17 protein-coding genes, 4 tRNA genes and 3 rRNA genes are annotated in these 22242 nt (G+C 42.8%); 11 read left to right on the forward strand and 13 right to left on the reverse strand.

Translation table 11 applies throughout. From position 1 onward, the window contains the following. Window positions 1–14: 14 nt before the first annotated feature. The 3 genes from gloB to BTO08_RS09895 all read left to right on the forward strand — a co-directional run bounded on the left by gloB (window position 15) and on the right by BTO08_RS09895 (window position 3087). Window positions 15–773 carry a hydroxyacylglutathione hydrolase gene (gloB, locus tag BTO08_RS09885; RefSeq protein WP_105060843.1) on the forward strand — a complete coding sequence of 253 codons (759 nt, stop codon included), beginning with the start codon at window positions 15–17 and terminating at the stop codon, window positions 771–773. Window positions 774–844: 71 nt separating this feature from the next. After that, a complete protein-coding gene (locus BTO08_RS09890; RefSeq protein ID WP_105060844.1) occupies window positions 845–2401 on the forward strand; it encodes a LysM peptidoglycan-binding domain-containing protein in 1557 nt (518 codons plus the stop codon). Beyond that, a complete protein-coding gene (locus tag BTO08_RS09895) occupies window positions 2398–3087 on the forward strand; it encodes a YIP1 family protein (RefSeq protein WP_045084818.1) in 690 nt (229 codons plus the stop codon). The genes BTO08_RS09890 and BTO08_RS09895 overlap by 4 nt, the downstream gene beginning before the upstream one ends. A gap of 20 nt (window positions 3088–3107) precedes the next feature. Here the strand turns inward: BTO08_RS09895 and BTO08_RS09900 are convergent, their stop codons facing one another. The 10 genes from BTO08_RS09900 to gmhB form a co-directional block, all read right to left on the reverse strand. Beyond that, complete coding sequence (locus BTO08_RS09900; protein ID WP_005363465.1) at window positions 3108–3959, reverse strand: endonuclease/exonuclease/phosphatase family protein; 852 nt, start codon at window positions 3957–3959, stop codon at window positions 3108–3110. A gap of 97 nt (window positions 3960–4056) precedes the next feature. Beyond that, window positions 4057–4392: a DUF1904 domain-containing protein gene (locus tag BTO08_RS09905; protein WP_005363464.1), complete on the reverse strand. Its 336-nt coding sequence runs from the start codon at window positions 4390–4392 to the stop codon at window positions 4057–4059. 302 nt (window positions 4393–4694) lie between these two features. After that, window positions 4695–4771: transfer RNA gene (locus BTO08_RS09910), tRNA-Trp, on the reverse strand. Window positions 4772–4808: 37 nt separating this feature from the next. Further along, window positions 4809–4885, reverse strand: a tRNA-Asp gene (locus BTO08_RS09915). Window positions 4886–4985: 100 nt separating this feature from the next. Then, window positions 4986–5101, reverse strand: a 5S ribosomal RNA gene (gene rrf, locus BTO08_RS09920). A gap of 132 nt (window positions 5102–5233) precedes the next feature. Next, window positions 5234–8124: ribosomal RNA gene (locus BTO08_RS09925) — 23S ribosomal RNA — on the reverse strand. A 275-nt stretch (window positions 8125–8399) separates the two neighbouring features. Further along, window positions 8400–8475, reverse strand: a tRNA-Ala gene (locus BTO08_RS09930). A 44-nt stretch (window positions 8476–8519) separates the two neighbouring features. Beyond that, window positions 8520–8596: transfer RNA gene (locus BTO08_RS09935), tRNA-Ile, on the reverse strand. A gap of 71 nt (window positions 8597–8667) precedes the next feature. Continuing rightward, a 16S ribosomal RNA gene (locus tag BTO08_RS09940) occupies window positions 8668–10212 on the reverse strand. The 16S, 23S and 5S rRNA genes sit together here with 4 tRNA genes alongside, the layout of an rRNA operon. Window positions 10213–10692: 480 nt before the next feature. After that, window positions 10693–11247: a D-glycero-beta-D-manno-heptose 1,7-bisphosphate 7-phosphatase gene (gene gmhB / locus BTO08_RS09945; protein WP_105060845.1), complete on the reverse strand. Its 555-nt coding sequence runs from the start codon at window positions 11245–11247 to the stop codon at window positions 10693–10695. A gap of 262 nt (window positions 11248–11509) precedes the next feature. On the opposite strand from gmhB, the gene metN reads away from it, so the two are divergent. From metN to BTO08_RS09985, 8 genes are all read left to right on the forward strand, one after another. Beyond that, window positions 11510–12544, forward strand: coding sequence for a methionine ABC transporter ATP-binding protein MetN (gene metN, locus BTO08_RS09950; RefSeq protein ID WP_105060846.1), 1035 nt, complete (start codon window positions 11510–11512; stop codon window positions 12542–12544). Then, complete coding sequence (locus BTO08_RS09955) at window positions 12534–13220, forward strand: methionine ABC transporter permease (RefSeq protein ID WP_105060847.1); 687 nt, start codon at window positions 12534–12536, stop codon at window positions 13218–13220. The genes metN and BTO08_RS09955 overlap by 11 nt, the downstream gene beginning before the upstream one ends. A 41-nt stretch (window positions 13221–13261) precedes the next feature. Further along, window positions 13262–14077: a MetQ/NlpA family lipoprotein gene (locus BTO08_RS09960; RefSeq protein ID WP_005371700.1), complete on the forward strand. Its 816-nt coding sequence runs from the start codon at window positions 13262–13264 to the stop codon at window positions 14075–14077. 103 nt (window positions 14078–14180) lie between these two features. Beyond that, a complete protein-coding gene (tsaA, locus tag BTO08_RS09965; protein ID WP_105060848.1) occupies window positions 14181–14882 on the forward strand; it encodes a tRNA (N6-threonylcarbamoyladenosine(37)-N6)-methyltransferase TrmO in 702 nt (233 codons plus the stop codon). A 126-nt stretch (window positions 14883–15008) separates the two neighbouring features. Further along, complete coding sequence (locus BTO08_RS09970; RefSeq protein WP_105060849.1) at window positions 15009–16724, forward strand: proline--tRNA ligase; 1716 nt, start codon at window positions 15009–15011, stop codon at window positions 16722–16724. A gap of 191 nt (window positions 16725–16915) precedes the next feature. Then, window positions 16916–17773: a GGDEF domain-containing protein gene (locus tag BTO08_RS09975; protein ID WP_045129138.1), complete on the forward strand. Its 858-nt coding sequence runs from the start codon at window positions 16916–16918 to the stop codon at window positions 17771–17773. A 133-nt stretch (window positions 17774–17906) separates the two neighbouring features. Beyond that, window positions 17907–18113, forward strand: a complete 207-nt coding sequence (locus BTO08_RS09980) for a YaeP family protein (protein WP_045084908.1) — start codon at window positions 17907–17909, stop codon at window positions 18111–18113. Continuing rightward, entirely contained in the window at window positions 18113–18301 is a 189-nt protein-coding gene (locus tag BTO08_RS09985) for a DUF4250 domain-containing protein (RefSeq protein WP_006647119.1), read from the forward strand. Before BTO08_RS09980 ends, BTO08_RS09985 begins: the two co-directional genes overlap by 1 nt. Before the next feature lie 52 nt (window positions 18302–18353). Here the strand turns inward: BTO08_RS09985 and BTO08_RS09990 are convergent, their stop codons facing one another. The 3 genes from BTO08_RS09990 to accA all read right to left on the reverse strand — a co-directional run bounded on the left by BTO08_RS09990 (window position 18354) and on the right by accA (window position 22232). Beyond that, window positions 18354–19565, reverse strand: coding sequence for an aromatic amino acid transport family protein (locus BTO08_RS09990; RefSeq protein ID WP_105060850.1), 1212 nt, complete (start codon window positions 19563–19565; stop codon window positions 18354–18356). A gap of 286 nt (window positions 19566–19851) precedes the next feature. Beyond that, on the reverse strand, window positions 19852–21168 hold the full coding sequence (tilS, locus tag BTO08_RS09995) for a tRNA lysidine(34) synthetase TilS (RefSeq protein WP_105060851.1): 1317 nt from the start codon (window positions 21166–21168) through the stop codon (window positions 19852–19854). A gap of 104 nt (window positions 21169–21272) precedes the next feature. Then, complete coding sequence (gene accA, locus BTO08_RS10000) at window positions 21273–22232, reverse strand: acetyl-CoA carboxylase carboxyl transferase subunit alpha (RefSeq protein WP_005371685.1); 960 nt, start codon at window positions 22230–22232, stop codon at window positions 21273–21275. Between the last annotated feature and the right edge of the window lie 10 nt (window positions 22233–22242).

Here is a 22242-nt window from a genome sequence, read left to right on the forward strand (position 1 = left end):
TGGAGAAGAAATTCATGCTAACAGTTAAAAGCATACCCGCATTTAATGACAATTACATCTGGCTCATTCACAACAAAGATAATCACTGTGTCGTTGTCGATCCTGGTGATGCGACTCCGGTTTTAGAAACCATCGATAAATTCGGTTTTACCCTTGATGCGATTCTAATTACTCACCATCATCATGATCATATCGGGGGGATAAGTGAACTCAAACGCCGCTTTCCATCAACTAAAGTCGTCGGACCGGTTAACGAACCAATTCCAGGGCTAACGCAACCAGTAGAAGATGGCGACCAAGTAGATATTTTTGGTGAACGTTTTATGGTGCTTAGTGTTCCAGGTCATACCTTAGGTCATGTGGCTTATGTCGGGGATGAAAAACTCTTTTGTGGTGATACCCTTTTCTCTGCGGGTTGTGGACGCTTATTTGAAGGCACACCTGCACAAATGTTCGATTCACTACAAAAAATTGCTACTCTTCCTGATGAAACAGAAGTTTTTTGTGCTCACGAATACACCGCAAGTAATCTCGCTTTTGCTCTTGTCGCTGAACAAGATAACCCCCACCTACAGCAATATCGCGATAAAGTGATTCGACTGCGTGCCAACGGAAAATCAACGCTTCCATCAACACTAAGTCAAGAAAAACGCATCAATCCTTTTTTGCGTTGCGATCAACCTAGCATCAAGCGTTCTGTTGCTGATAAAGCATATGATAACTCCGATCTTGAGACTTTCGCTGCACTTCGACGTTGGAAAGATAAGTTTTAACATACTAGACCTTGTCACTAAGGTGGTTGGACACGTATTATCTTCAGCCACTTTAGCAATAGACGACAGTTATGAAATCACGGATTCTTTTAGCAAGCGTGCTTTTATTAGTTGGCTGTGAAACAACACAGCCTATCACCAAAAAAGCCGAGACTAACGATGTAAATACCGTCGTTGTAAAACCGACAAATGAAGTTATTCCACCCTTGTTTGAATCCCAACCAGATAAGGTAACTTCAGAAGTAAAAAAAATTACCCCCCAACAACAAAAAAATGTCTGGGATCGCATTGGCATGCAAATCGATACCCACATCCCGAATAATAAACGTATCCGTTATTACCGTAACTGGTACTTAAAACACCCTCGCAATTTAGAAATCATTGCAGAGCGTGCTCAACCTTTCTTGTACTACATTACAGAACAAGTTGAGAAACGCGGTATGCCATTAGAGATTGCCTTACTGCCTATTGTAGAAAGCTCATTTGATCAAAACGCCTACTCTAGTATGGCTGCTGCAGGTTTATGGCAAATTATCCCCGACACAGGTCGTCGCTTTGGCTTAAAGCAAAATAGTTGGTACGACGGTCGTCGCGATATTGTGAAATCAACAGATGCTGCATTAAATCTACTGACTTACCTCAATAAAAAGTTTGATGGTAATTGGCAATACGCACTAGCAGCTTACAATACTGGTGAAGGCCGAGTATTTAATGCCATAAAGAAAAACAAAGCGCTTGGTAAATCAACCGATTACTGGGATTTAGATCTACCGGATGAAACCAGCAGTTATGTGCCTAAACTTTATGCTGTTGCTGATATTATCAAAAATCAGAAAAAGTACGGCATCACATTACCCGCAATTAGTAACAAACCTGCGGTTGCAATAGTTAAACCCAATACACAAATCGATCTAGATATTGCGGCAAAGTTCGCAGGTATCAGCACTGCTGAAATAAAGGCACTAAATCCAGCTTATCGTCGAGGCGTTACAGCACCTAATGGGTTAAACGATTTATTATTGCCAATAAACAGCGTCAATAAATTTAATCGCGCATTCGCTAATAATAGGAATAAAGCGTTAATTACTACGACCTACACAGTTAAGTCTGGCGATAGCTTAGGTGTAATAGCCGCCCGCCACAGCACAACAATCAGTGCGATTAAACAAACAAACCACCTGAAAACTAGTAATATACGCATTGGCCAAAAACTGAAACTACCATCATCAAGTTATGCCTTAGTTCGTACTCAGCACAACAATGCTATTACTCAAACGCACCATACCGTTCGTAAAGGCGATAGCTTGTGGACAATTGCACGTCAATACAACACTTCCGTTAAGGCACTAGCGAAAGCGAATAAACTCTCAACAAAATCAACGTTACGTTTAGGTCAAAAGCTTAAAGTTGCCTCCAATAAAGTGTCGACAACTGCAGGTAAATCAACCAATAAAGTCAAAACAATCAGTTATAAAGTAAAAAATGGCGATAGTTTAAGTGTTATTGCACAACGTCACAAAGTGACAGTAAAACAAATAGTAAAATGGAATAATCTCAATAGTAAAAAGTATCTAAAACAGGGCCAAACACTTAAGTTGGTTATAGATACAAGCAAGGTTAAAGCATGACACCATCCAAAAACCCATTAATTGCTCTTGTAGATCTTTTCCGTTCGCCGATTGATTGTTTTGCAGCGGTTTATGAACGTCCAAAATGGGCGTTCTTACCCTACATCATTATTATTTTCGGCTCGTTTATCTTCTGGGGGAATTACTTTAATCACGTTGACCTACCTTGGTTACAACAAGCCTTACAAAGCCAACTAGGCAGTGTGGATGAATCCGTAAAACAAGCGTGGTTAACAAAAGAAGTATTACTGGCTGGCGAAGTATTTAGCGATTTTTCAGGTAGAACTGCGGTTATTTTTCTACTGGCATTATGGTTAAAAATGGCTACCAAAGGAAGCCAATATCAACACAGTTACGGTAAATGGTTAGCAGCGTCTTGCTTTATCATGTTACCTGCATTTATTGGTGATATTGCGAGTTATATAAATGTTATCTTTAATTCTGCAAATATTCTGCCTAATGCCGCTGATTTAAACAGCATTAATGGACTATTAAAGCTACCGTTAAACAATCCATGGGCACCGTTTGCGACCACAATACCATTGTTAGCGCCTTGGTATATTGCACTCACTTATGCTGCCGTAGGCGCTTGGACTGACTTCGATCGTCCTAAAGCAATTATTGTTGCTGTATTACCTTGGGCATTAACACTTATCATTTGGCCACTACTGATTATTGTGGCCTAGCAACTTCGTCGCTCGCCTTGTTACTTCAACCTAAACGATGCGAGTAGCGGATTATGATCAGAAGCATCCGTTCTTGGTGCTTCTGATCCCACTAGCGTTAAATCACGATAATACAAATGATCAAGTGGCTTCCCTAATATACGAATACGTTGATCATCCGCAAATGATACTTCTTTCAATCCTAGTGAATGCGCAAACGACTTTAACACCTTGATCCGCCCCTGACGCCAAGTATTAAAATCCCCAGCCAAAATGATTGGACCAACATGATTGGACAACACATCTTTTAGACTATTTAGCTGCGCCTTGTACTCATCAAGCCCTAAAGCAAAGTTCACACCGTGCAAGTTCACAACAACCAGTGTTTGCCCATTAGAAAGCGAAAATTCTGATAACAACGCTGATTTTGGTAATCGTAACCAAGGCTCCATTGCTAAATAAGCACACGTCTGCTTTGAGTCTACTCGAGATAAATTCATCACCCCTGCCGGCGTATCTAGAAAACGAAAAGCATTCGCCATCCGTACCGTCCAGCTATTATCATCAAGGTATGATTTTAAATCAGTATTTAAGCTCGCTTCTTGCAGTAAAACTAAATCCGTTCCAGCTGAAAAAGACTCTAAAGCCTTACGCCAGTTACTGCGTTGTTGTTTATAGATGTTCCAGACCGCTACCGTTAATTCACCATCAATATCCAGTGGCGGCGCAATAACACTTTCCATACAACGATACGAGAGGTGTGGAGCAAAGACCTCATTAGTAACATCGGGTTGGGTTGATATATCAAAAGAAGCATTAAAAGCACCAAGGCCTAATGCGCCCGCAACCACCCCGACACCAGCAACAAGCTTCGTTTTTGTATAACGTGCCATACTAAACCTTAAACAGAGTAAGTCAGCCTATTGGATATAAGCTGACTTATAAAAAATGAAAATTTAAACGCTTGAATATCTGTTTTAGAAAGGGATATTAGTAATGTTCGCCATTATCATAATAAGCGGTCGCCGTTAATGCGGTAAAAATAACGGCAACATCCTGATCTTTATCATCCAGAGTTTTACGTACAGCGGCTGTTATTATAGCTGCAACTTTATCTTGCGTTTCTTGCCCGCGATCAAACCACAATACTTCAACAAACGGGTAAGCATCAGATACCTCTCCGTCAAAAATAAAAGATGCCGGAATATGCTCTAGAGTAAAGTCTTCACGAGGGCATGACATCAGTGGTTGAAGTTCATCAACAAGCTCTGTTGATAAGGTTTTCACTGCATCAAACTCTACAGCACGGAAACGAAGATGAGGCATGAACTCTCCTTGATTAATCAATGTTAGCAACACTAGATTACCACTTAATCTTACCTAAGCTCGAGATTTTATTGTTAGCGATGGGTCAATCTCTTTGCTTATAAGCGTAATCATACCCCTCCTTTTTTGCTTTTACACCAAGCAATACAATATCAACAGCAGAATACATTGAAGAATGAATACAATGATAATTTAAATTCGATAAAAGAAATCAATAAACGAGAGTTAAAAAGAACATAGCGGACCTAATAATATCCAGACGTAAAAAAGCCCCGTCATTTCTGACGAGGCTTTCTTGAAGATGGCAGGGGTGGAGAGATTCGAACTCCCAACACGCGGATTTGGAATCCGCTGCTCTGCCAATTGGAGCTACACCCCTGTAGTTATTTTAAAGACTTAACTGTGTCTAAATAAAGTGGCGGAGCGGACGGGACTCGAACCCGCGACCCCCGGCGTGACAGGCCGGTATTCTAACCAACTGAACTACCGCTCCACACGGAGATAAAACTTTCGTTTTATCCGATACCTGTCGTTCAGAACAAGTATCTTAACTTTTTGTCTTCACTTTTTATAAAAGTGAAAGAAAATTCAAAGCCTGGCGATGTCCTACTCTCACATGGGGAGACCCCACACTACCATCGGCGCTATTACGTTTCACTACTGAGTTCGGCATGGGATCAGGTGGGTCCATAACGCTATGGTCGCCAAGCAAATTCGGTTTTATTTATTGTCATTAGACAATAAATAGCAATCTGGGAAAATCTAACTAGTGTTCTCTACACGTTCAAGTGTACTTGGAGTCCGCTTTTCTCTTTACGAGATAAAACCCCTTGGGTGTTGTATGGTTAAGCCTCACGGGCAATTAGTATCGGTTAGCTCAATGCCTCGCAGCACTTACACACCCGACCTATCAACGTTGTAGTCTTCAACAACCCTTTAGAGACCTTAAAGGTCTAGGGATGACTCATCTTGAGGCTCGCTTCCCGCTTAGATGCTTTCAGCGGTTATCGATTCCGAACTTAGCTACCGGGCAATGCGTCTGGCGACACAACCCGAACACCAGCGGTTCGTCCACTCCGGTCCTCTCGTACTAGGAGCAGCCCCTCTCAATCATCCAACGCCCACGGCAGATAGGGACCGAACTGTCTCACGACGTTCTAAACCCAGCTCGCGTACCACTTTAAATGGCGAACAGCCATACCCTTGGGACCGACTTCAGCCCCAGGATGTGATGAGCCGACATCGAGGTGCCAAACACCGCCGTCGATATGAACTCTTGGGCGGTATCAGCCTGTTATCCCCGGAGTACCTTTTATCCGTTGAGCGATGGCCCTTCCATTCAGAACCACCGGATCACTATGACCTGCTTTCGCACCTGCTCGAATTGTCATTCTCGCAGTCAAGCGGGCTTATGCCATTGCACTAACCTCACGATGTCCGACCGTGATTAGCCCACCTTCGTGCTCCTCCGTTACTCTTTGGGAGGAGACCGCCCCAGTCAAACTACCCACCAGGCACTGTCCGTAATCCCGATAAGGGACCAACGTTAGAACATCAAGCATACAAGGGTGGTATTTCAAGATTGACTCCACAACCACTGGCGCGGTTGCTTCAACGTCTCCCACCTATCCTACACATGTAGGGTCAATGTTCAGTGCCAAGCTATAGTAAAGGTTCACGGGGTCTTTCCGTCTAGCCGCGGGGACGCAGCATCTTCACTGCGATTTCAATTTCACTGAGTCTCGGGTGGAGACAGCGTGGCCATCATTACGCCATTCGTGCAGGTCGGAACTTACCCGACAAGGAATTTCGCTACCTTAGGACCGTTATAGTTACGGCCGCCGTTTACCGGGGCTTCGATCAAGAGCTTCGACCGAAGTCTAACCCCATCAATTAACCTTCCGGCACCGGGCAGGCGTCACACCGTATACGTCATCTTTCGATTTTGCACAGTGCTGTGTTTTTAATAAACAGTTGCAGCCACCTGGTATCTGCGACTCCCGGCAGCTTAGAGAGCAAGTCTCATCACCGCTAGGAGCGTACCTTCTCCCGAAGTTACGGTACCATTTTGCCTAGTTCCTTCACCCGAGTTCTCTCAAGCGCCTTGGTATTCTCTACCTGATCACCTGTGTCGGTTTGGGGTACGATTTCTTATAACCTGAAGCTTAGAAGCTTTTCCCGGAAGCATGGCATCAATGACTTCATCACCGTAGTGACTCGACATCGTATCTCAGCCTTAAGATGGTCCGGATTTGCCTAAACCATCAGCCTACATACTTGGACCTGGACAACCGTCGCCAGGCTCACCTAGCCTTCTCCGTCCCTCCATCGCAATTATAAGAAGTACGGGAATATTAACCCGTTTCCCATCGACTACGCCTTTCGGCCTCGCCTTAGGGGTCGACTTACCCTGCCCCGATTAACGTTGGACAGGAACCCTTGATCTTCCGGCGAGGGAGTTTTTCACTCCCTTTATCGTTACTCATGTCAGCATTCGCACTTCTGATACCTCCAGCAAACCTTACGATTCACCTTCAACGGCTTACAGAACGCTCCCCTACCCAATGCAGTAAACTGCATTGCCGCAGCTTCGGTGTATAGCTTAGCCCCGTTAAATCTTCCGCGCAGGCCGACTCGACCAGTGAGCTATTACGCTTTCTTTAAATGATGGCTGCTTCTAAGCCAACATCCTGGCTGTCTGAGCCTTCCCACATCGTTTCCCACTTAGCTATAACTTTGGGACCTTAGCTGGCGGTCTGGGTTGTTTCCCTCTTCACGACGGACGTTAGCACCCGCCGTGTGTCTCCCGGATAGTACTTACTGGTATTCGGAGTTTGCAAAGGGTTGGTAAGTCGGGATGACCCCCTAGCCTTAACAGTGCTCTACCCCCAGTAGTATTCGTCCGAGGCGCTACCTAAATAGCTTTCGGGGAGAACCAGCTATCTCCGAGTTTGATTGGCCTTTCACCCCTAGCCACAAGTCATCCGCTAATTTTTCAACATTAGTCGGTTCGGTCCTCCAGTAAGTGTTACCTCACCTTCAACCTGCCCATGGCTAGATCACTCGGTTTCGGGTCTAATCCTAGCAACTCATTCGCCCAGTTAAGACTCGGTTTCCCTACGGCTCCCCTAAACGGTTAACCTTGCTACTAAAATTAAGTCGCTGACCCATTATACAAAAGGTACGCAGTCACCCAACAAGTGGGCTCCTACTGCTTGTACGTACACGGTTTCAGGTTCTATTTCACTCCCCTCACAGGGGTTCTTTTCGCCTTTCCCTCACGGTACTGGTTCACTATCGGTCAGTCAGGAGTATTTAGCCTTGGAGGATGGTCCCCCCATATTCAAACAGGATATCACGTGTCCCGTCCTACTCGTTTTCACTGATAATGCGTTGTCGGTTACGGGGCTATCACCCTGTATCGCAGAACTTTCCAGAACTTTCACCTAACGCAAAACTAGCTTAAGGGCTAATCCGGTTTCGCTCGCCGCTACTACCGGAATCTCGGTTGATTTCTCTTCCTCGGGGTACTTAGATGTTTCAGTTCCCCCGGTTCGCCTCGTGCTGCTATGTATTCACAACACGATACGTGCTTATGCACGTGGGTTTCCCCATTCGGAAATCCCAGAGTCACCGGTTTTTACTACCTTCTCTGGGCTTATCGCAAGTTAATACGTCCTTCATCGCCTCTGACTGCCAAGGCATCCACCGTGTACGCTTAGTCACTTAACCATACAACCCCAAGAGGTTTCGTATGTTCAAACAACCAAGGTTTGTGTTTAACACTTCGATCAAGAAAGTATTAAACGTTGGTTTTTCGCCGGACTCGATACAAGACACTTGAATGTGTATTGTTTGAGAACTCGTTTTTATCCGAAGATAAAAACATTTTTTAAAATCAATCTATTGATTGAATTTACTAGTCAGCTTTCCAGATTGTTAAAGAACATGTCATTATCGTTAGATAACCACTTTTTAAAAACACTCACAAGAATGCGTTTAAAGAGTGGTGGAGCTATGCGGGATCGAACCGCAGACCTCCTGCGTGCAAGGCAGGCGCTCTCCCAGCTGAGCTATAACCCCAACGATATAAAAGACTAAACCGCCACCTTCTCTGGGAGAGAAAGTGGTGGGTCTGAGTGGACTTGAACCACCGACCTCACCCTTATCAGGGGTGCGCTCTAACCACCTGAGCTACAGACCCAAGTCTTTTTACGTTCTACATTTTAACCAAGCAATCTGTGTGGACACTGCATTAAACAGCAAGTCTTTAGGTAAGGAGGTGATCCAGCCCCAGGTTCCCCTAGGGCTACCTTGTTACGACTTCACCCCAGTCATGAACCACACCGTGGTAAACGCCCTCCCGAAGGTTAAGCTATCTACTTCTGGTGCAGCCCACTCCCATGGTGTGACGGGCGGTGTGTACAAGGCCCGGGAACGTATTCACCGTGACATTCTGATTCACGATTACTAGCGATTCCGACTTCATGGAGTCGAGTTGCAGACTCCAATCCGGACTACGACGTACTTTCTGGGATTCGCTCACCATCGCTGGTTGGCAGCCCTCTGTATACGCCATTGTAGCACGTGTGTAGCCCTACTCGTAAGGGCCATGATGACTTGACGTCGTCCCCACCTTCCTCCGGTTTATCACCGGCAGTCTCCCTGGAGTTCCCACCATTATGTGCTGGCAAACAAGGATAAGGGTTGCGCTCGTTGCGGGACTTAACCCAACATTTCACAACACGAGCTGACGACAGCCATGCAGCACCTGTCTCAGAGTTCCCGAAGGCACTAAGCTATCTCTAGCGAATTCTCTGGATGTCAAGAGTAGGTAAGGTTCTTCGCGTTGCATCGAATTAAACCACATGCTCCACCGCTTGTGCGGGCCCCCGTCAATTCATTTGAGTTTTAATCTTGCGACCGTACTCCCCAGGCGGTCTACTTAACGCGTTAGCTCCGAAAGCCACGGCTCAAGGCCACAACCTCCAAGTAGACATCGTTTACGGCGTGGACTACCAGGGTATCTAATCCTGTTTGCTCCCCACGCTTTCGCATCTGAGTGTCAGTATCTGTCCAGGGGGCCGCCTTCGCCACCGGTATTCCTTCAGATCTCTACGCATTTCACCGCTACACCTGAAATTCTACCCCCCTCTACAGTACTCTAGTCTGCCAGTTCAAAATGCTGTTCCGAGGTTGAGCCCCGGGCTTTCACATCTTGCTTAACAGACCACCTGCATGCGCTTTACGCCCAGTAATTCCGATTAACGCTCGCACCCTCCGTATTACCGCGGCTGCTGGCACGGAGTTAGCCGGTGCTTCTTCTGTTGCTAACGTCAAACGCTGAAGCTATTAACATCAACGCCTTCCTCACAACTGAAAGTACTTTACAACCCGAAGGCCTTCTTCATACACGCGGCATGGCTGCATCAGGGTTTCCCCCATTGTGCAATATTCCCCACTGCTGCCTCCCGTAGGAGTCTGGACCGTGTCTCAGTTCCAGTGTGGCTGATCATCCTCTCAGACCAGCTAGGGATCGTTGCCTTGGTGAGCCATTACCCCACCAACAAGCTAATCCCACCTGGGCTAATCCTGACGCGAGAGGCCCGAAGGTCCCCCTCTTTGCTCCGAAGAGATTATGCGGTATTAGCTATCGTTTCCAATAGTTATCCCCCACATCAGGGCATATTCCCAGGCATTACTCACCCGTCCGCCGCTCGTCAGCATTGATAGCAAGCTATCAATCTGTTACCGCTCGACTTGCATGTGTTAGGCCTGCCGCCAGCGTTCAATCTGAGCCATGATCAAACTCTTCAATTAAAGTTTTGTTGGTCTTTCGACCGGCTCAATGAATACTGTTAAAATACCGCTAACTAGAAGCTAGTTAGGATATTTGAATTGACTGTGCCAAATAATCCTTCTCTATAAAGAGATGAGTTATTTGTATTGGTCACTAGTATCATTGATAAATCTTTCGACTTAACTTTTCAACGAGTGCCCACACAGATTGCATGGTCAAATTGTTAAAGAACAATACTGATTTCGTTGCTAGCCAGTGGCTTGCTCCGTGTCAGTGAGGTCGCATTATAGGGGGATTTTTTTAGCTGACAATAGTTTTTTTGGCTTTTTTTATTAGGCCGAGATCGTTTGGGTGAATTTTAATCAAAAACGCATTTGTTCGATCGTTTTTTACGTAATAACACTACCAATCATTTAAAAACAACAAAGCAGCGTAATATTCGCTGCTTTGTTTATATTCATTGATTTCTACTATTACTAATTCAGCAATAGCATTTTACTTTATTGTTTAGCCAACCAAGCTGGAACATCAGCAATACTGTCTAACACTACGTTTGCTAACGCTTCACCTTCTTCAGTGATTGGCTTACCTGTACGTACGAGTACCTTTAGAGCAACGTCAGCAGCAGTAGCAGCTTTCATATCATCCGCTTTATCACCAATCATTACAGATTGTGACATATCGATTTTCAAGAAGTCGCGAGCTGAAATAAACATACCTGGTTTTGGTTTACGGCAATCACAATCTTGCAAGTAATCACCTTGCCCTTTTGTTGCGTGGTGCGGGCAATAGTAAATACCGTCAAACTCAACACCATTATCTACAAAGTTCCAGTCCATCCACTCTGTTAATGAAGTAAATTCATCTTCGCTAAACATACCGCGAGCGATACCTGATTGGTTAGTGACCAATACGAGTAGATAACCCATCTCTTTGAATTTTTTACATGCGTCAAATACACCTTCAATGTATTCGAAATCATCAACGGTATGTACATAGCCGTGATCAACATTAATCACGCCATCACGGTCAATAAAGACTGCTGGTTTGGCCAAAAGAATAGCCCTCTTATAATCATAAATTTTTTAGATTATGGCACGAGTTAATTATGAAAAGTACTCGTTATTGATTAACGCTCACAACATAGCCGTTTGGACGTCTAGCCGTAAAAATAGCTATTGACAGTTTTTATGATAGCACATAGCATCATCATTTCAGGTTGATTACTTATTTAACCCTAATAAAACAAATAACCATAAATTTATACAATAGTTTTTCAAGATCATACAATAGTTTTATCTAGGAGCAGGACGTTCAATGATAGAAATAAAGCAACTCAATAAAGTCTTCTATCAAGGTGATAAGGCTATAAACGCATTAAGCGATATAAACCTTACGATTAAGCAAGGTACTATCTTTGGTGTTATTGGCTCATCCGGTGCAGGGAAAAGTACCCTCATTCGTTGTGTTAATTTATTAGAGCGCCCTTCTAATGGGCAAGTGATTGTCGATGGCGTCGACCTCACTACTCTGTCGAATCAAAAACTCACTTTGGCTCGTCGTAAAATAGGTATGATTTTCCAACATTTTAATCTACTTTCATCTCGCACAGTTTTTGATAATGTTGCTTTGCCTCTTGAGTTAGCCAATACCAATAAAGCGACAATAAAAACAAAAGTGACAGAGTTACTGGCTTTAGTCGGCCTTGAGGATAAACACCAAAGCTACCCAGCAAATTTAAGTGGTGGACAAAAGCAGCGTGTCGCGATCGCTCGTGCGTTAGCCTCTGATCCAAAAGTGTTACTCTGTGATGAAGCCACTAGCGCATTGGATCCTGCCACCACACATTCGATTCTAGAGCTACTGCAAGAAATTAACCGAAAGCTAAACCTAACTATTTTGCTTATTACCCATGAAATGGATGTAGTGAAGCGTATCTGTAGTGAAGTGGCGATTATTGGTGACGGTAAATTAGTTGAGCAAGGATCTGTAGGAGATATTTTCTCACATCCCAAAACAGAATTAGCCAAAGACTTTATTCGTTCAACATTGGATTTGTCGATTCCTGCTGATTACCAAGCCCGTATGACAAAAACTCAAGTAGAAAACTCATACCCTCTTATTCGTTTAGAGTTCACCGGTGCTTCTGTTGATGCGCCACTGATCAGCCAAGTAACACGTAAATTTGGTTTAGATATCAGTATTCTCAGTTCGGATATGGATTATGCGGGAGGAGTAAAATTTGGACTGATGTTAGCAGAGTTTTTTGGTGATCAAGACTCTGTTGAGAATGCTGTCAATTTTCTACGTCAAAATAAAGTGAATGTTGAGGTGCTTGGCTATGTCGCTTAATGATTTAACCCTATGGTGGCAACAAAATACCCGCTTGATTGATTTACTCATTGAAGCATTAGGACAAACATTAACCATGGTGTTTGTGTCTGGACTGATTGGTTTTGTTATTGGTATTCCTTTGGGTGTCACCCTTCATTTAACAAAGAAAAATGGCTTGTTAGAGAATACTACCGTTAATAATATCCTTGGCATCATCGTTAATATTGGTCGCTCTATTCCTTTTATTATTCTGCTAGTTGCGATTATTCCTTTTACCCGCTTTGTTGTTGGTAGCTCAATTGGTACTGCTGCTGCGATAGTTCCTCTTGCTGTTGGTGCTATCCCTTTTATTGCTCGTTTAGTTGAAGGAGCACTATTAGAAATCCCATCAGGCTTAGTTGAAGCAGCGCAATCTATGGGAGCTACCCCACTCCAAATTATTCAAAAAGTTTTATTACCAGAAGCATTACCAGGCATCATCAATGCGGTAACGATCACCCTTGTTACCCTAGTCAGTTATTCCGCAATGGCCGGTACTGTAGGTGGTGGCGGTTTAGGTGATGTCGGTATTCGTTACGGTTACCAACGTTTTGATGGCACAGTCATGGCTATCACGGTAGTCGTTCTAATAATACTGGTACAAATTATTCAATCTGTTGGTGATTACCTCGTTAAACGTTTTGATCATCGATAATCAAACACTTTAAGGAAAAACCCATTTTAAGGAGAAGTTGTATGGCGTTTAATCTAAAACATGTTTTTGCTCTTGCTGGTGTTGCTGCAGCACTATCACTGACTGGCTGTGGTGAAAAAGAAGCTGTCGTTGATAACAATAAAGTAAAAATTGGCGTCATGGCAGGAGCCGAAGAGCAAGTGGCAGAAGTTGCCGCTAAGCAGGCTAAAGAGAAATACGGCTTAGATGTCGAGTTGGTCTCATTTACCGATTACGTATCACCTAATGCTGCATTAGAAGAAGGCTCTATTGATGCTAATGCTTTCCAACACAAGCCATATCTTGATCAACAAATTAAAGATCGTGGTTATAAGTTTGCAGTAGCGGGGAATACTTTTGTTTACCCAATCGCAGGTTACTCAAACTCAATCAAATCTGTTGATGAGCTAAAAGACGGAGATAAAGTGGCAGTACCAAACGATCCAACCAACCTTGGTCGTTCACTCTTACTTCTTCAACAGCAAGGCCTAATTAAACTAAAAGACGGTTCAGGTTTAACTGCTACAGTATTAGATATTGTTGAAAACCCGAAAAACCTGAAGATTGTTGAGCTAGAAGCGGCACAATTACCACGCTCTTTAGATGATGTGGCACTTGCTGTTATTAACACAACTTACGCAAGTAGCATTAACTTAACGCCTGAGCGTGACGGTGTGTTTGTAGAAGATAAAGAATCACCGTATGTGAACCTTATCGTTTCTCGTAAAGACAATGTTGATGCAGAAAATGTGAAGAAATTTGTTCAAGCGTACCAATCTGAAGATGTATATAACTCTGCGAAAAATATCTTTAATGGTGGTGTTGTAAAAGGTTGGTAATCCCTACTTTCTACTAACCATATACTTATCGGGTAGGTCTCAGCACCTACCCTTTTTTATGCTATATTCGCAGCTCTTTTGACTTCTTAGTTGGCTTAATTCCATGTCTTATAACATCGAACCTATCGGTATTATCCACTCTCCTTATAAAGAAAAGTTTGCTGTTCCTAGACAGCCAGGATTAGTGCCAAGTGCGCGTTCTGAAATTGTTTTACAAGGTGCTGCAAATTCATTAGAAGCAGTAAGAGGCATAGAACAATTTAGTCATTTGTGGTTATTATTTTTATTTGATCAGAATTTAGAAGCAGGATGGCGCCCAACCGTTCGACCGCCTCGATTGGGCGGTAATGAACGTATTGGTGTGTTTGCCAGCCGTGCCACATTCCGCCCAAATGGGATTGGTATGTCGGCAGTCGAATTAAAAGGGGTTCGTAATGAAAACGGTAATGTGATCATTGAACTCGGTGGTGTCGATTTAGTTAATGGCACCCCAATTGTTGATATAAAGCCTTATATCCCTTATTCCGATAGTTTACCCCAAGCAGAAGGCGGCTTTGCTTCAAGCGCACCGGATCTAATGCCAGTGTGTTTTAGCGAAACAGCGCTCAACCAACTACCATCAAAAAACAAAGCCTATTATCAAGCAGTAATCAGCGAAGTATTATCCCAAGATCCTCGCCCTGCTTATAAAAAAGGTAAACCCGATCTCAAACAATATGCAGTACATTTGTTTGATTTTAATGTTCACTTTTCCGTGACCGAACAACAAATAACCGTTAATCAGATCGAGAAAGTTAATCAATAGCAGATCTTATACAGTTCTCTTTGGCGAATAACGTGTAGGCTGGTAATATATTCGGCTATCGTCAGATCACTGACGGGCGGGATTTATTCCTTCTTTTTTAATTTAATTAATCAACGGATACCATCAATGCGTACCAGTAACTATCTTCTTTCTACTCTGAAGGAGACTCCAAACGACGCAGAAGTTATTAGCCACCAGCTAATGCTACGTGCAGGTATGATCCGTAAGCTGGCTTCAGGTCTATACACCTGGCTACCTACAGGTCTGCGTGTACTGCGTAAGGTCGAAAACATCGTTCGCCAAGAAATCGACAATGCAGGCGCAATCGAAACCTTGATGCCCGTTGTTCAGCCGTTTGAACTATGGGAAGAAACAGGTCGCTCTGAGAAAATGGGCCCTGAACTACTTCGCTTTACTGACCGCCATACTCGTCCGTTTGTGCTTAGCCCAACAGCAGAAGAAGTGATCACAAGCCTAGTACGCAACGAAGTAAGCTCTTACAAGCAACTTCCGCTGAACCTGTACCAAATCCAAACTAAATTCCGTGACGAGCGTCGTCCTCGTTTCGGCGTAATGCGTGCACGTGAATTCTGCATGATGGATGCTTACAGCTTTGACATTGACAAAGAAGGTCTACAAAAGTCTTACGATGCAATGCACGACGCTTACTGTAAAGCATTCGATCGCATGGGTCTTGAGTACCGTCCTGTATGGGCTGATTCTGGCGCGATCGGTGGTAATGGCTCTCAAGAGTTCCACGTATTAGCAGAAAGTGGCGAAGATTTAATCGCATTCTCTACAGAATCTGATTACGCAGCTAACATCGAAAAAGCAGAAGCACTAGCCCCTGCTCACGATCGTGCTGAACCAACAGTTGAACTGTCTGTTATCGATACACCAAATGCGAAAACTATCGATGAGTTAGTTGAGCAACACGGTATTGCTATCGAGAAAACAATCAAGACGCTATTTGTTAAAGCTTCTGATGAGATCGATGCGCCTATCGTAGCGCTATTAGTTCGTGGTGATCACGAATTGAACGAAATTAAAGCAGAAAACCTAGACTGGGTTGTTTCTCCACTGGAAATGGCAACTGAAGAAGAAATTCGTCAGTTCGTTAACGCAGGTCCTGGTTCACTAGGTCCTGTTGGATTAGAGCTACCTGTTATTGTTGACCGTACTGTCGCTGTAATGAGTGACTTTGCCGCTGGTGCAAACATCGATGGTAAACACCATGTTGGTATCAACTGGGGTCGCGACGTTGAACTAGGTCGCGTTGAAGATCTACGAAATGTAGTTGAAGGTGATCCAAGCCCATGTGGCCAAGGTACACTGATGCTTAAGCGTGGTATCGAAGTGGGTCACATCTTCCAATTAGGTAATGCTTATTCTGAGAAGATGAACTGTGGCGTGCTAGATGCTAACGGTAAAAACACCATTCTAGAAATGGGTTGTTACGGTATTGGTGTATCACGTGTTGTGGCATCAGCTATCGAACAGAACCATGACGAAAACGGTATTATCTGGCCAGATGCGCTTGCACCATTCCACGTTTCTATTGTTCCTATGAACATGGCGAAATCAGAAGAAGTAAAAGAAGCGGCAGAGAAGCTATATGCCGATCTAACTGCTGCTGGTATTGAAGTACTGTTTGATGATCGTAAAGAACGCCCTGGTGTAATGTTTGCAGATCACGAACTACTAGGTATTCCACATACTATCGTTATTGGTAACCGTAGCCTTGAAAACGGTGAGATGGAATATAAAAACCGTCGCACAGGTATCAAAGAAGCCGTTGCTGTAAATGATGTTGTTGCGTTTCTTAAGCAAAAAATGGCTTAAGTAAAAAGTTAATAACACATTGAAAAAGCTGTCGTTATGGCAGCTTTTTTCTATTTTTTATTTAAAAAACATTTTACTCACTCCCATTTTTTTATGTAACAGTAAATATCCGTTACAATCTTGCCGTTATCATTGATCTGCTCAAAATATGCCCTATAGTGACAAATCAAATAGTTATTGATCTTGTCGTAATGGAACACGCTTTATTTAATCGATCTCATTCCTCACCTTCCCCTAAGCTAAAGCAAAAACCTTTAGCTGCGGATCAACGTCTGTTGATCCTGCAAAAGCTTCAAGGGAAACTGGAGATCCAAGCGTTATTTCAACCTCTCTGTAGGGAGCTAGATAAACAAATTGATATCTCTCGTTTAATCTGGACCCTTGATGAAACCACAACATTGATCCGCCAAGGACAATCGACCCCTCATCAAAACAGCTTTGCTTTACGCTTTGGTGATAACTCTTTAGGCTCACTTCATTATTCCACTCTTTATCCATTAGATGACGACGAAATAAGCTTATTACATACCTACCACCGTTTATTTGCTGGCCCTCTATTTAATGCGATTGAATATCAAAAAGTAAAACACATGGCACTGAAAGATAAACTTTCAGGGCTGTGTAATCGAATGTGTTTTGAGCAAGATATTCATCATGCTATTGCAATGAGCGAAAAACGAGATGTGGAGTTGGTACTGTTTATTTGTGACTTAGATAATTTTAAACAAGTGAATGATAACTTTGGTCACCTTGATGGAGACAAAGTTATTAAAGATTTTGCTAATGCATTGAAGTTTGCAACGCGCACCTCAGATCGTTGTTATCGCATCGGAGGTGATGAGTTTATTATCTTGCTTCAACCTGCTAGTGCTCGTTCTGAAATAAAAGTAGCGTCACGGATCAACCAATATATTCAACAAAGCCCAATCTTGGGGATCTTAAATATTGGATTTTCCTATGGTACTGCGACCTTTAATCAAGGCGATTCTATGCTGTCTTTGATCGAACGTGCTGATCGTAAGCTTTATCATCACAAGCGTAATAAATAATCATCTCGTTGCGCTAATCACCATAAATCCTACGTTTTTGTTTTATTTAACGCTATGATGATCCACGTTAATAGTGAGTATATTCGAAGCGAACCCTACATTCTCTTCGAATACTTTCTAGAAAGGGTGAATAATGCAAATTTATCAATGCTGTGAGCTTATCCGAGCAACTTACGCGCAAATAGGTAGTGGAGATCAAGGCTATATTCCTGCGGCTATTACCTGTGCAATTAAAACCTTCAATGATATTGCCGAAGATACTAATTTACCGCTTGAAGTCCGTGAGCGTGCAGCCTTTGCTGCTGCGAACTTATTAATCAGTGATCATGAGGACAAATAATGGATTTATCTAAATTTGAAAGCATGGATCCCATCATGTTAATGAGTATTGTAAACATGAAGATCCGTGATGATTTCCAAGATCTCGATGAACTCGTTAAATTCTACGATATTGATCGCCAAAAGCTAATCGATAAACTTGCAAGTGCTGGGTTTGAATACTTACCAGAAGCAAAACAATTTCGCTAAACAAAAAACGGAAGCTTAAAGCTTCCGTTTTTATTTATGGGTTAAACCTATATTAACCTTTAAAGATCGGCAGTAAATTCGCCATCGCCATAATATGGAATATTGCGGTCACCACACCAAAGCCAATCACAACGTATACCGTCACATTACCGCCAGGTACAACAAACCCATCTTTCTTTTCTTTGCATTGGCGAGTCTTTTTAGCCAATAAAGCCGGAATAATACACGCCCAAATCGTTGCAGCAGCACCAGCTAAACCAATCGCAGATAAGAAGCCCAGTGGTGCAAATAATGAAAGGATCAACGGTGGTAAGAAAGTGATAGCCCACGTCTTCAATCGTCCTTGTTTTGAATCTTCAAAGCCAAATAAATCAGCTAAGTAATCAAAGACCCCCAGACCAACACCGATAAACGAAGAAACAACAGCGGCAATTGAAAAAATACGGATTGCTTGTTTAATACTGTTTGAGTCAATCACGCTATCAAGTGCTTGCGCTAAAGCATCAATACCGCCACCAGCCGAAACCACAGGACCAAATGCATCACGAGGTAAGTTACCAAAAATACAAATCACCCACACTAAATAGAAACCTAACGCGATTAATGTGCCACCTAAAATCGCATTTTTAGCTTGGTATTCATCGCGGTAATAGTCGCGCATTGTGCTAACCGAGTGGTGGTAACCAAAAGAAGTTAATGCAACGGGTAATAGTACTAACGCATAAGGAGAGTAGCTAGCATGTAAGTGAGTCGTATCAAGTAAAACCGGAACTTTGATATGTGTCGCTAGTCCTGAAATTCCAATTAAAAAACTCACCAACATAAAAACAATCAGTAAAATAGAAATACGATCAACCGCTCGCGTTGAATGCAGAACAAAGGTCGAACTGATTGCGACAAATAAAATAGAAGCTAACTTACTATCAATCCCTAATATATTACTAAAAATCATACCTGATGATGAAATATAGGCATAAAGCAAAATACCACCAACAAAGTATAATGACAGATTATTGATAATATTAATTTTAGTATTAAGTACATCTTTTGTGATGGTATTAAAAGACACTTTAAAATCATAATGCTTAAGCGCTTCTAATAATAACCAGCCTGATAATGTCATCATAACCATGGTTAAAGATATTGCAATAACGCTCCAGAATGTCCATGCACCCGCCCCAGCACTCGGTAAACCTAACATGCCCGCGCCTACACAAACGCTTGCAATAATACACGCTCCGCCAAGTGTCGATGGTTTGCTCATTTCTTTCCCTTCCAACTATCGTATCAGTAGACTAGTACACTAATACCTTTTGTATTTTATCGCAATAAAAAGTTACTAAGCAGGCTAAAAAAACAACATAATAAAAATTAGCTATATATCCTTCTTCAAGAAACATGATTTAAAAGCATAAAAAAAACACCGTAATAAATAATGTATTACGGTGATTCAACATACAAATATCTCACGGTGCAAAGTAAATAATAATATTACGATGAAAGATAGAGTGTTCGAACTTGCTCGGAAAATAATGCCCTATTTGTCTTTTTTAAGAATTAAGATCAATCGTAATATCATGACCAGAAAACTCAGAAACGACAAAATACCCCACTACAGCAGCAAGTTTATCGCCATAAAAGATAAGAGGCGTACGACTGCGTAACCAACTTGGCACATTATATTCTTGATAAAGTTTTTTTAATTTTCTGCTGCCACATCGTCCTACAGGCTTAATAGCATCACCTTGATAGTGAAAACGCACAGTTATAATCTCATCAGATTCTGGCTGTCTTAATAAAGGATAAGCACCCTCTTGATTTAAAACCAGCGTCCCTAAATTTTGCGGTAACAGGCAAGGAGAATCTAAATCAATATTGTTTTGCCACTGGCTAATATCATCCCATTGCAGCAGTAAATATAACTTCTTTTGATAGCGACGCACTTCAACATTTGCCCAACACAGTTTGGGATTCGCATCCTCTTTTGCCTGTACTACGTTAAACCAAATCTGTTCAAGCTGTGCTAACGATGGCATTAAGACTGATTGTTTTTTTAACCACTGACGAATTAACGCCATACCAACACGTTGGCTCACATCAGAAGCAAGCAATAAGCTACCATCAGGTTGGATCGCTTGAGCAAGTTGTGTTGCTAATAACTCAGCTAACAATGCTTCTTGCTCACCGCACAACGCGCTACTTCGTGCGACTGATTTATGAATACTTGGCCAACGTTCAACTAGTCGAGGCGTTATTTGATGGCGAATAAAATTGCGATCATAACGCTCATCTTGATTGCTTTCATCTTCAACCCAAGAGAGTTTGTACTCCAATCCGTATTGCTCAATATCAGCACGAGTAATATTGAGTAATGGTCTTAAATGCGTTCCTTTAGCAAAAGGGAGTATCATTGGCATCGCTGCTAATCCAGCAGGGCCACTCCCGCGCTTTAATGCCAATAGAAAAGTTTCAATCTGATCGTCACTATGTTGAGCGGTTAATAACATGTCACCCATGTTGACGTGTTGCGCTAAAATGTTATACCGCGCTTCTCGTGCAGCTTGCTCAAGGCTAATTCGGTTTCCTGTTAGCACTTTTACACGTTCAACATCACAGCTAATGCCTGCACTTTTAGCCCAAACCACACACTTATCAGCCCATATATCAGCATTAGTGCTTAACCCATGATGTACATAAACGGCATGACAGCTATATTCTGGATTTTGTGTAATAAATCGCGCCATTAAATCAAGCAGTACACGAGAATCGAGCCCACCACTAAAAGCAAGAACAAACCGTTTACTTGCAGGGAGGTGAGTCAATAATTGACGACAAAAAGCAGAATACAACATGATATCTTTCAACATTAAGAGAAAACTATAGTCTATCGCAGCCTATCAAAGCACTAAATGGGAAAAACAAAAAAGGCCAGCTTAATTGCTGACCTTTTACTAAGCGTTACACCAACTTTTTAGCAGTAACCATAACTCATTAGACGCTGATAACGACGTTCAAGTAACGTCTCAGTATCTAATTCATCCAGTTCAGCCAATGTTGCCTTAAGTTGTGCTTTTAATGTGTTTGCCATGAGTAACACATTACGGTGAGCGCCACCCAGTGGCTCTTCAATGATGTTATCAATCAGCTCCAACTCTTTTAAGCGAGGAGCTGTCATACCCATTGCTTCAGCCGCTTGCGGTGCTTTGTCTGAATCACGCCATAAGATTGATGCACAACCTTCAGGTGAAATAACAGAGTAGGTTGAATATTGCAGCATATTAACGCAATCACCCACACCGATCGCTAATGCGCCGCCAGAGCCGCCTTCACCAACCACATTACAGATAACAGGCACTTTCAAGCCAGCCATAACTTTTAGGTTCATCGCGATAGCTTCTGATTGACCACGCTCTTCAGCACCGACACCAGGATATGCACCAGCTGTATCAATGAAGGTGATCACAGGCATATTAAAGCGCTCTGCCATTTTCATTAAACGTAATGCTTTACGGTAACCTTCTGGCTTAGGCATGCCAAAGTTACGCTTCACCTTCTCAGTCGTACCACGGCCTTTTTGATGACCAATCACCATAACAGGACGGCCATCAATACGGGCAATACCACCGACTAACGCTTTATCATCAGCAAACGCGCGATCGCCTGCCAATTCATCAAACTCTTCGAACATGTGCTCGACATAATCAAAAGTATATGGGCGCTGAGGATGGCGTGCGAGTTGCGCAACCTGCCATGCACCAAGATCACCAAAGATTTTCTTGGTAAGCTCTAGGCTTTTCTTTTCTAGTTGCTCAATTTCTTTTTCTAGATCAACCGAATTAGACTCATCACGACGAGATACATCACGTAATGCTTCAATTTTTGCTTCTAGCTCTGCAATCGGTTGTTCAAACTCGAGGAAGTTCAGGCTCATACCACTTAAA

Origin of the sequence: Photobacterium angustum (assembly GCF_002954615.1) — a bacterium.
Classification (GTDB): Bacteria; Pseudomonadota; Gammaproteobacteria; order Enterobacterales; family Vibrionaceae; genus Photobacterium; species Photobacterium angustum_A.

What these genes read in the sequence shown, in the direction of transcription:
- BTO08_RS09955 (WP_105060847.1), top strand. Translation starts at nt 12,534, where the DNA reads ATGTCGCTTAATGATTTAACCCTATGGTGGCAACAAAATACCCGCTTG.
- metN (WP_105060846.1), top strand. Translation starts at nt 11,510, where the DNA reads ATGATAGAAATAAAGCAACTCAATAAAGTCTTCTATCAAGGTGATAAG.
- gloB (WP_105060843.1), top strand. Translation starts at nt 15, where the DNA reads ATGCTAACAGTTAAAAGCATACCCGCATTTAATGACAATTACATCTGG.
- BTO08_RS09990 (WP_105060850.1), bottom strand. Translation starts at nt 19,565, where the DNA reads ATGAGCAAACCATCGACACTTGGCGGAGCGTGTATTATTGCAAGCGTT.
- BTO08_RS09895 (WP_045084818.1), top strand. Translation starts at nt 2,398, where the DNA reads ATGACACCATCCAAAAACCCATTAATTGCTCTTGTAGATCTTTTCCGT.
- tilS (WP_105060851.1), bottom strand. Translation starts at nt 21,168, where the DNA reads ATGTTGAAAGATATCATGTTGTATTCTGCTTTTTGTCGTCAATTATTG.
- BTO08_RS09980 (WP_045084908.1), top strand. Translation starts at nt 17,907, where the DNA reads ATGCAAATTTATCAATGCTGTGAGCTTATCCGAGCAACTTACGCGCAA.
- BTO08_RS09890 (WP_105060844.1), top strand. Translation starts at nt 845, where the DNA reads ATGAAATCACGGATTCTTTTAGCAAGCGTGCTTTTATTAGTTGGCTGT.
- BTO08_RS09970 (WP_105060849.1), top strand. Translation starts at nt 15,009, where the DNA reads ATGCGTACCAGTAACTATCTTCTTTCTACTCTGAAGGAGACTCCAAAC.
- BTO08_RS09960 (WP_005371700.1), top strand. Translation starts at nt 13,262, where the DNA reads ATGGCGTTTAATCTAAAACATGTTTTTGCTCTTGCTGGTGTTGCTGCA.
- BTO08_RS09905 (WP_005363464.1), bottom strand. Translation starts at nt 4,392, where the DNA reads ATGCCTCATCTTCGTTTCCGTGCTGTAGAGTTTGATGCAGTGAAAACC.
- accA (WP_005371685.1), bottom strand. Translation starts at nt 22,232, where the DNA reads ATGAGCCTGAACTTCCTCGAGTTTGAACAACCGATTGCAGAGCTAGAA.
- BTO08_RS09985 (WP_006647119.1), top strand. Translation starts at nt 18,113, where the DNA reads ATGGATTTATCTAAATTTGAAAGCATGGATCCCATCATGTTAATGAGT.
- tsaA (WP_105060848.1), top strand. Translation starts at nt 14,181, where the DNA reads ATGTCTTATAACATCGAACCTATCGGTATTATCCACTCTCCTTATAAA.
- BTO08_RS09900 (WP_005363465.1), bottom strand. Translation starts at nt 3,959, where the DNA reads ATGGCACGTTATACAAAAACGAAGCTTGTTGCTGGTGTCGGGGTGGTT.
- BTO08_RS09975 (WP_045129138.1), top strand. Translation starts at nt 16,916, where the DNA reads ATGGAACACGCTTTATTTAATCGATCTCATTCCTCACCTTCCCCTAAG.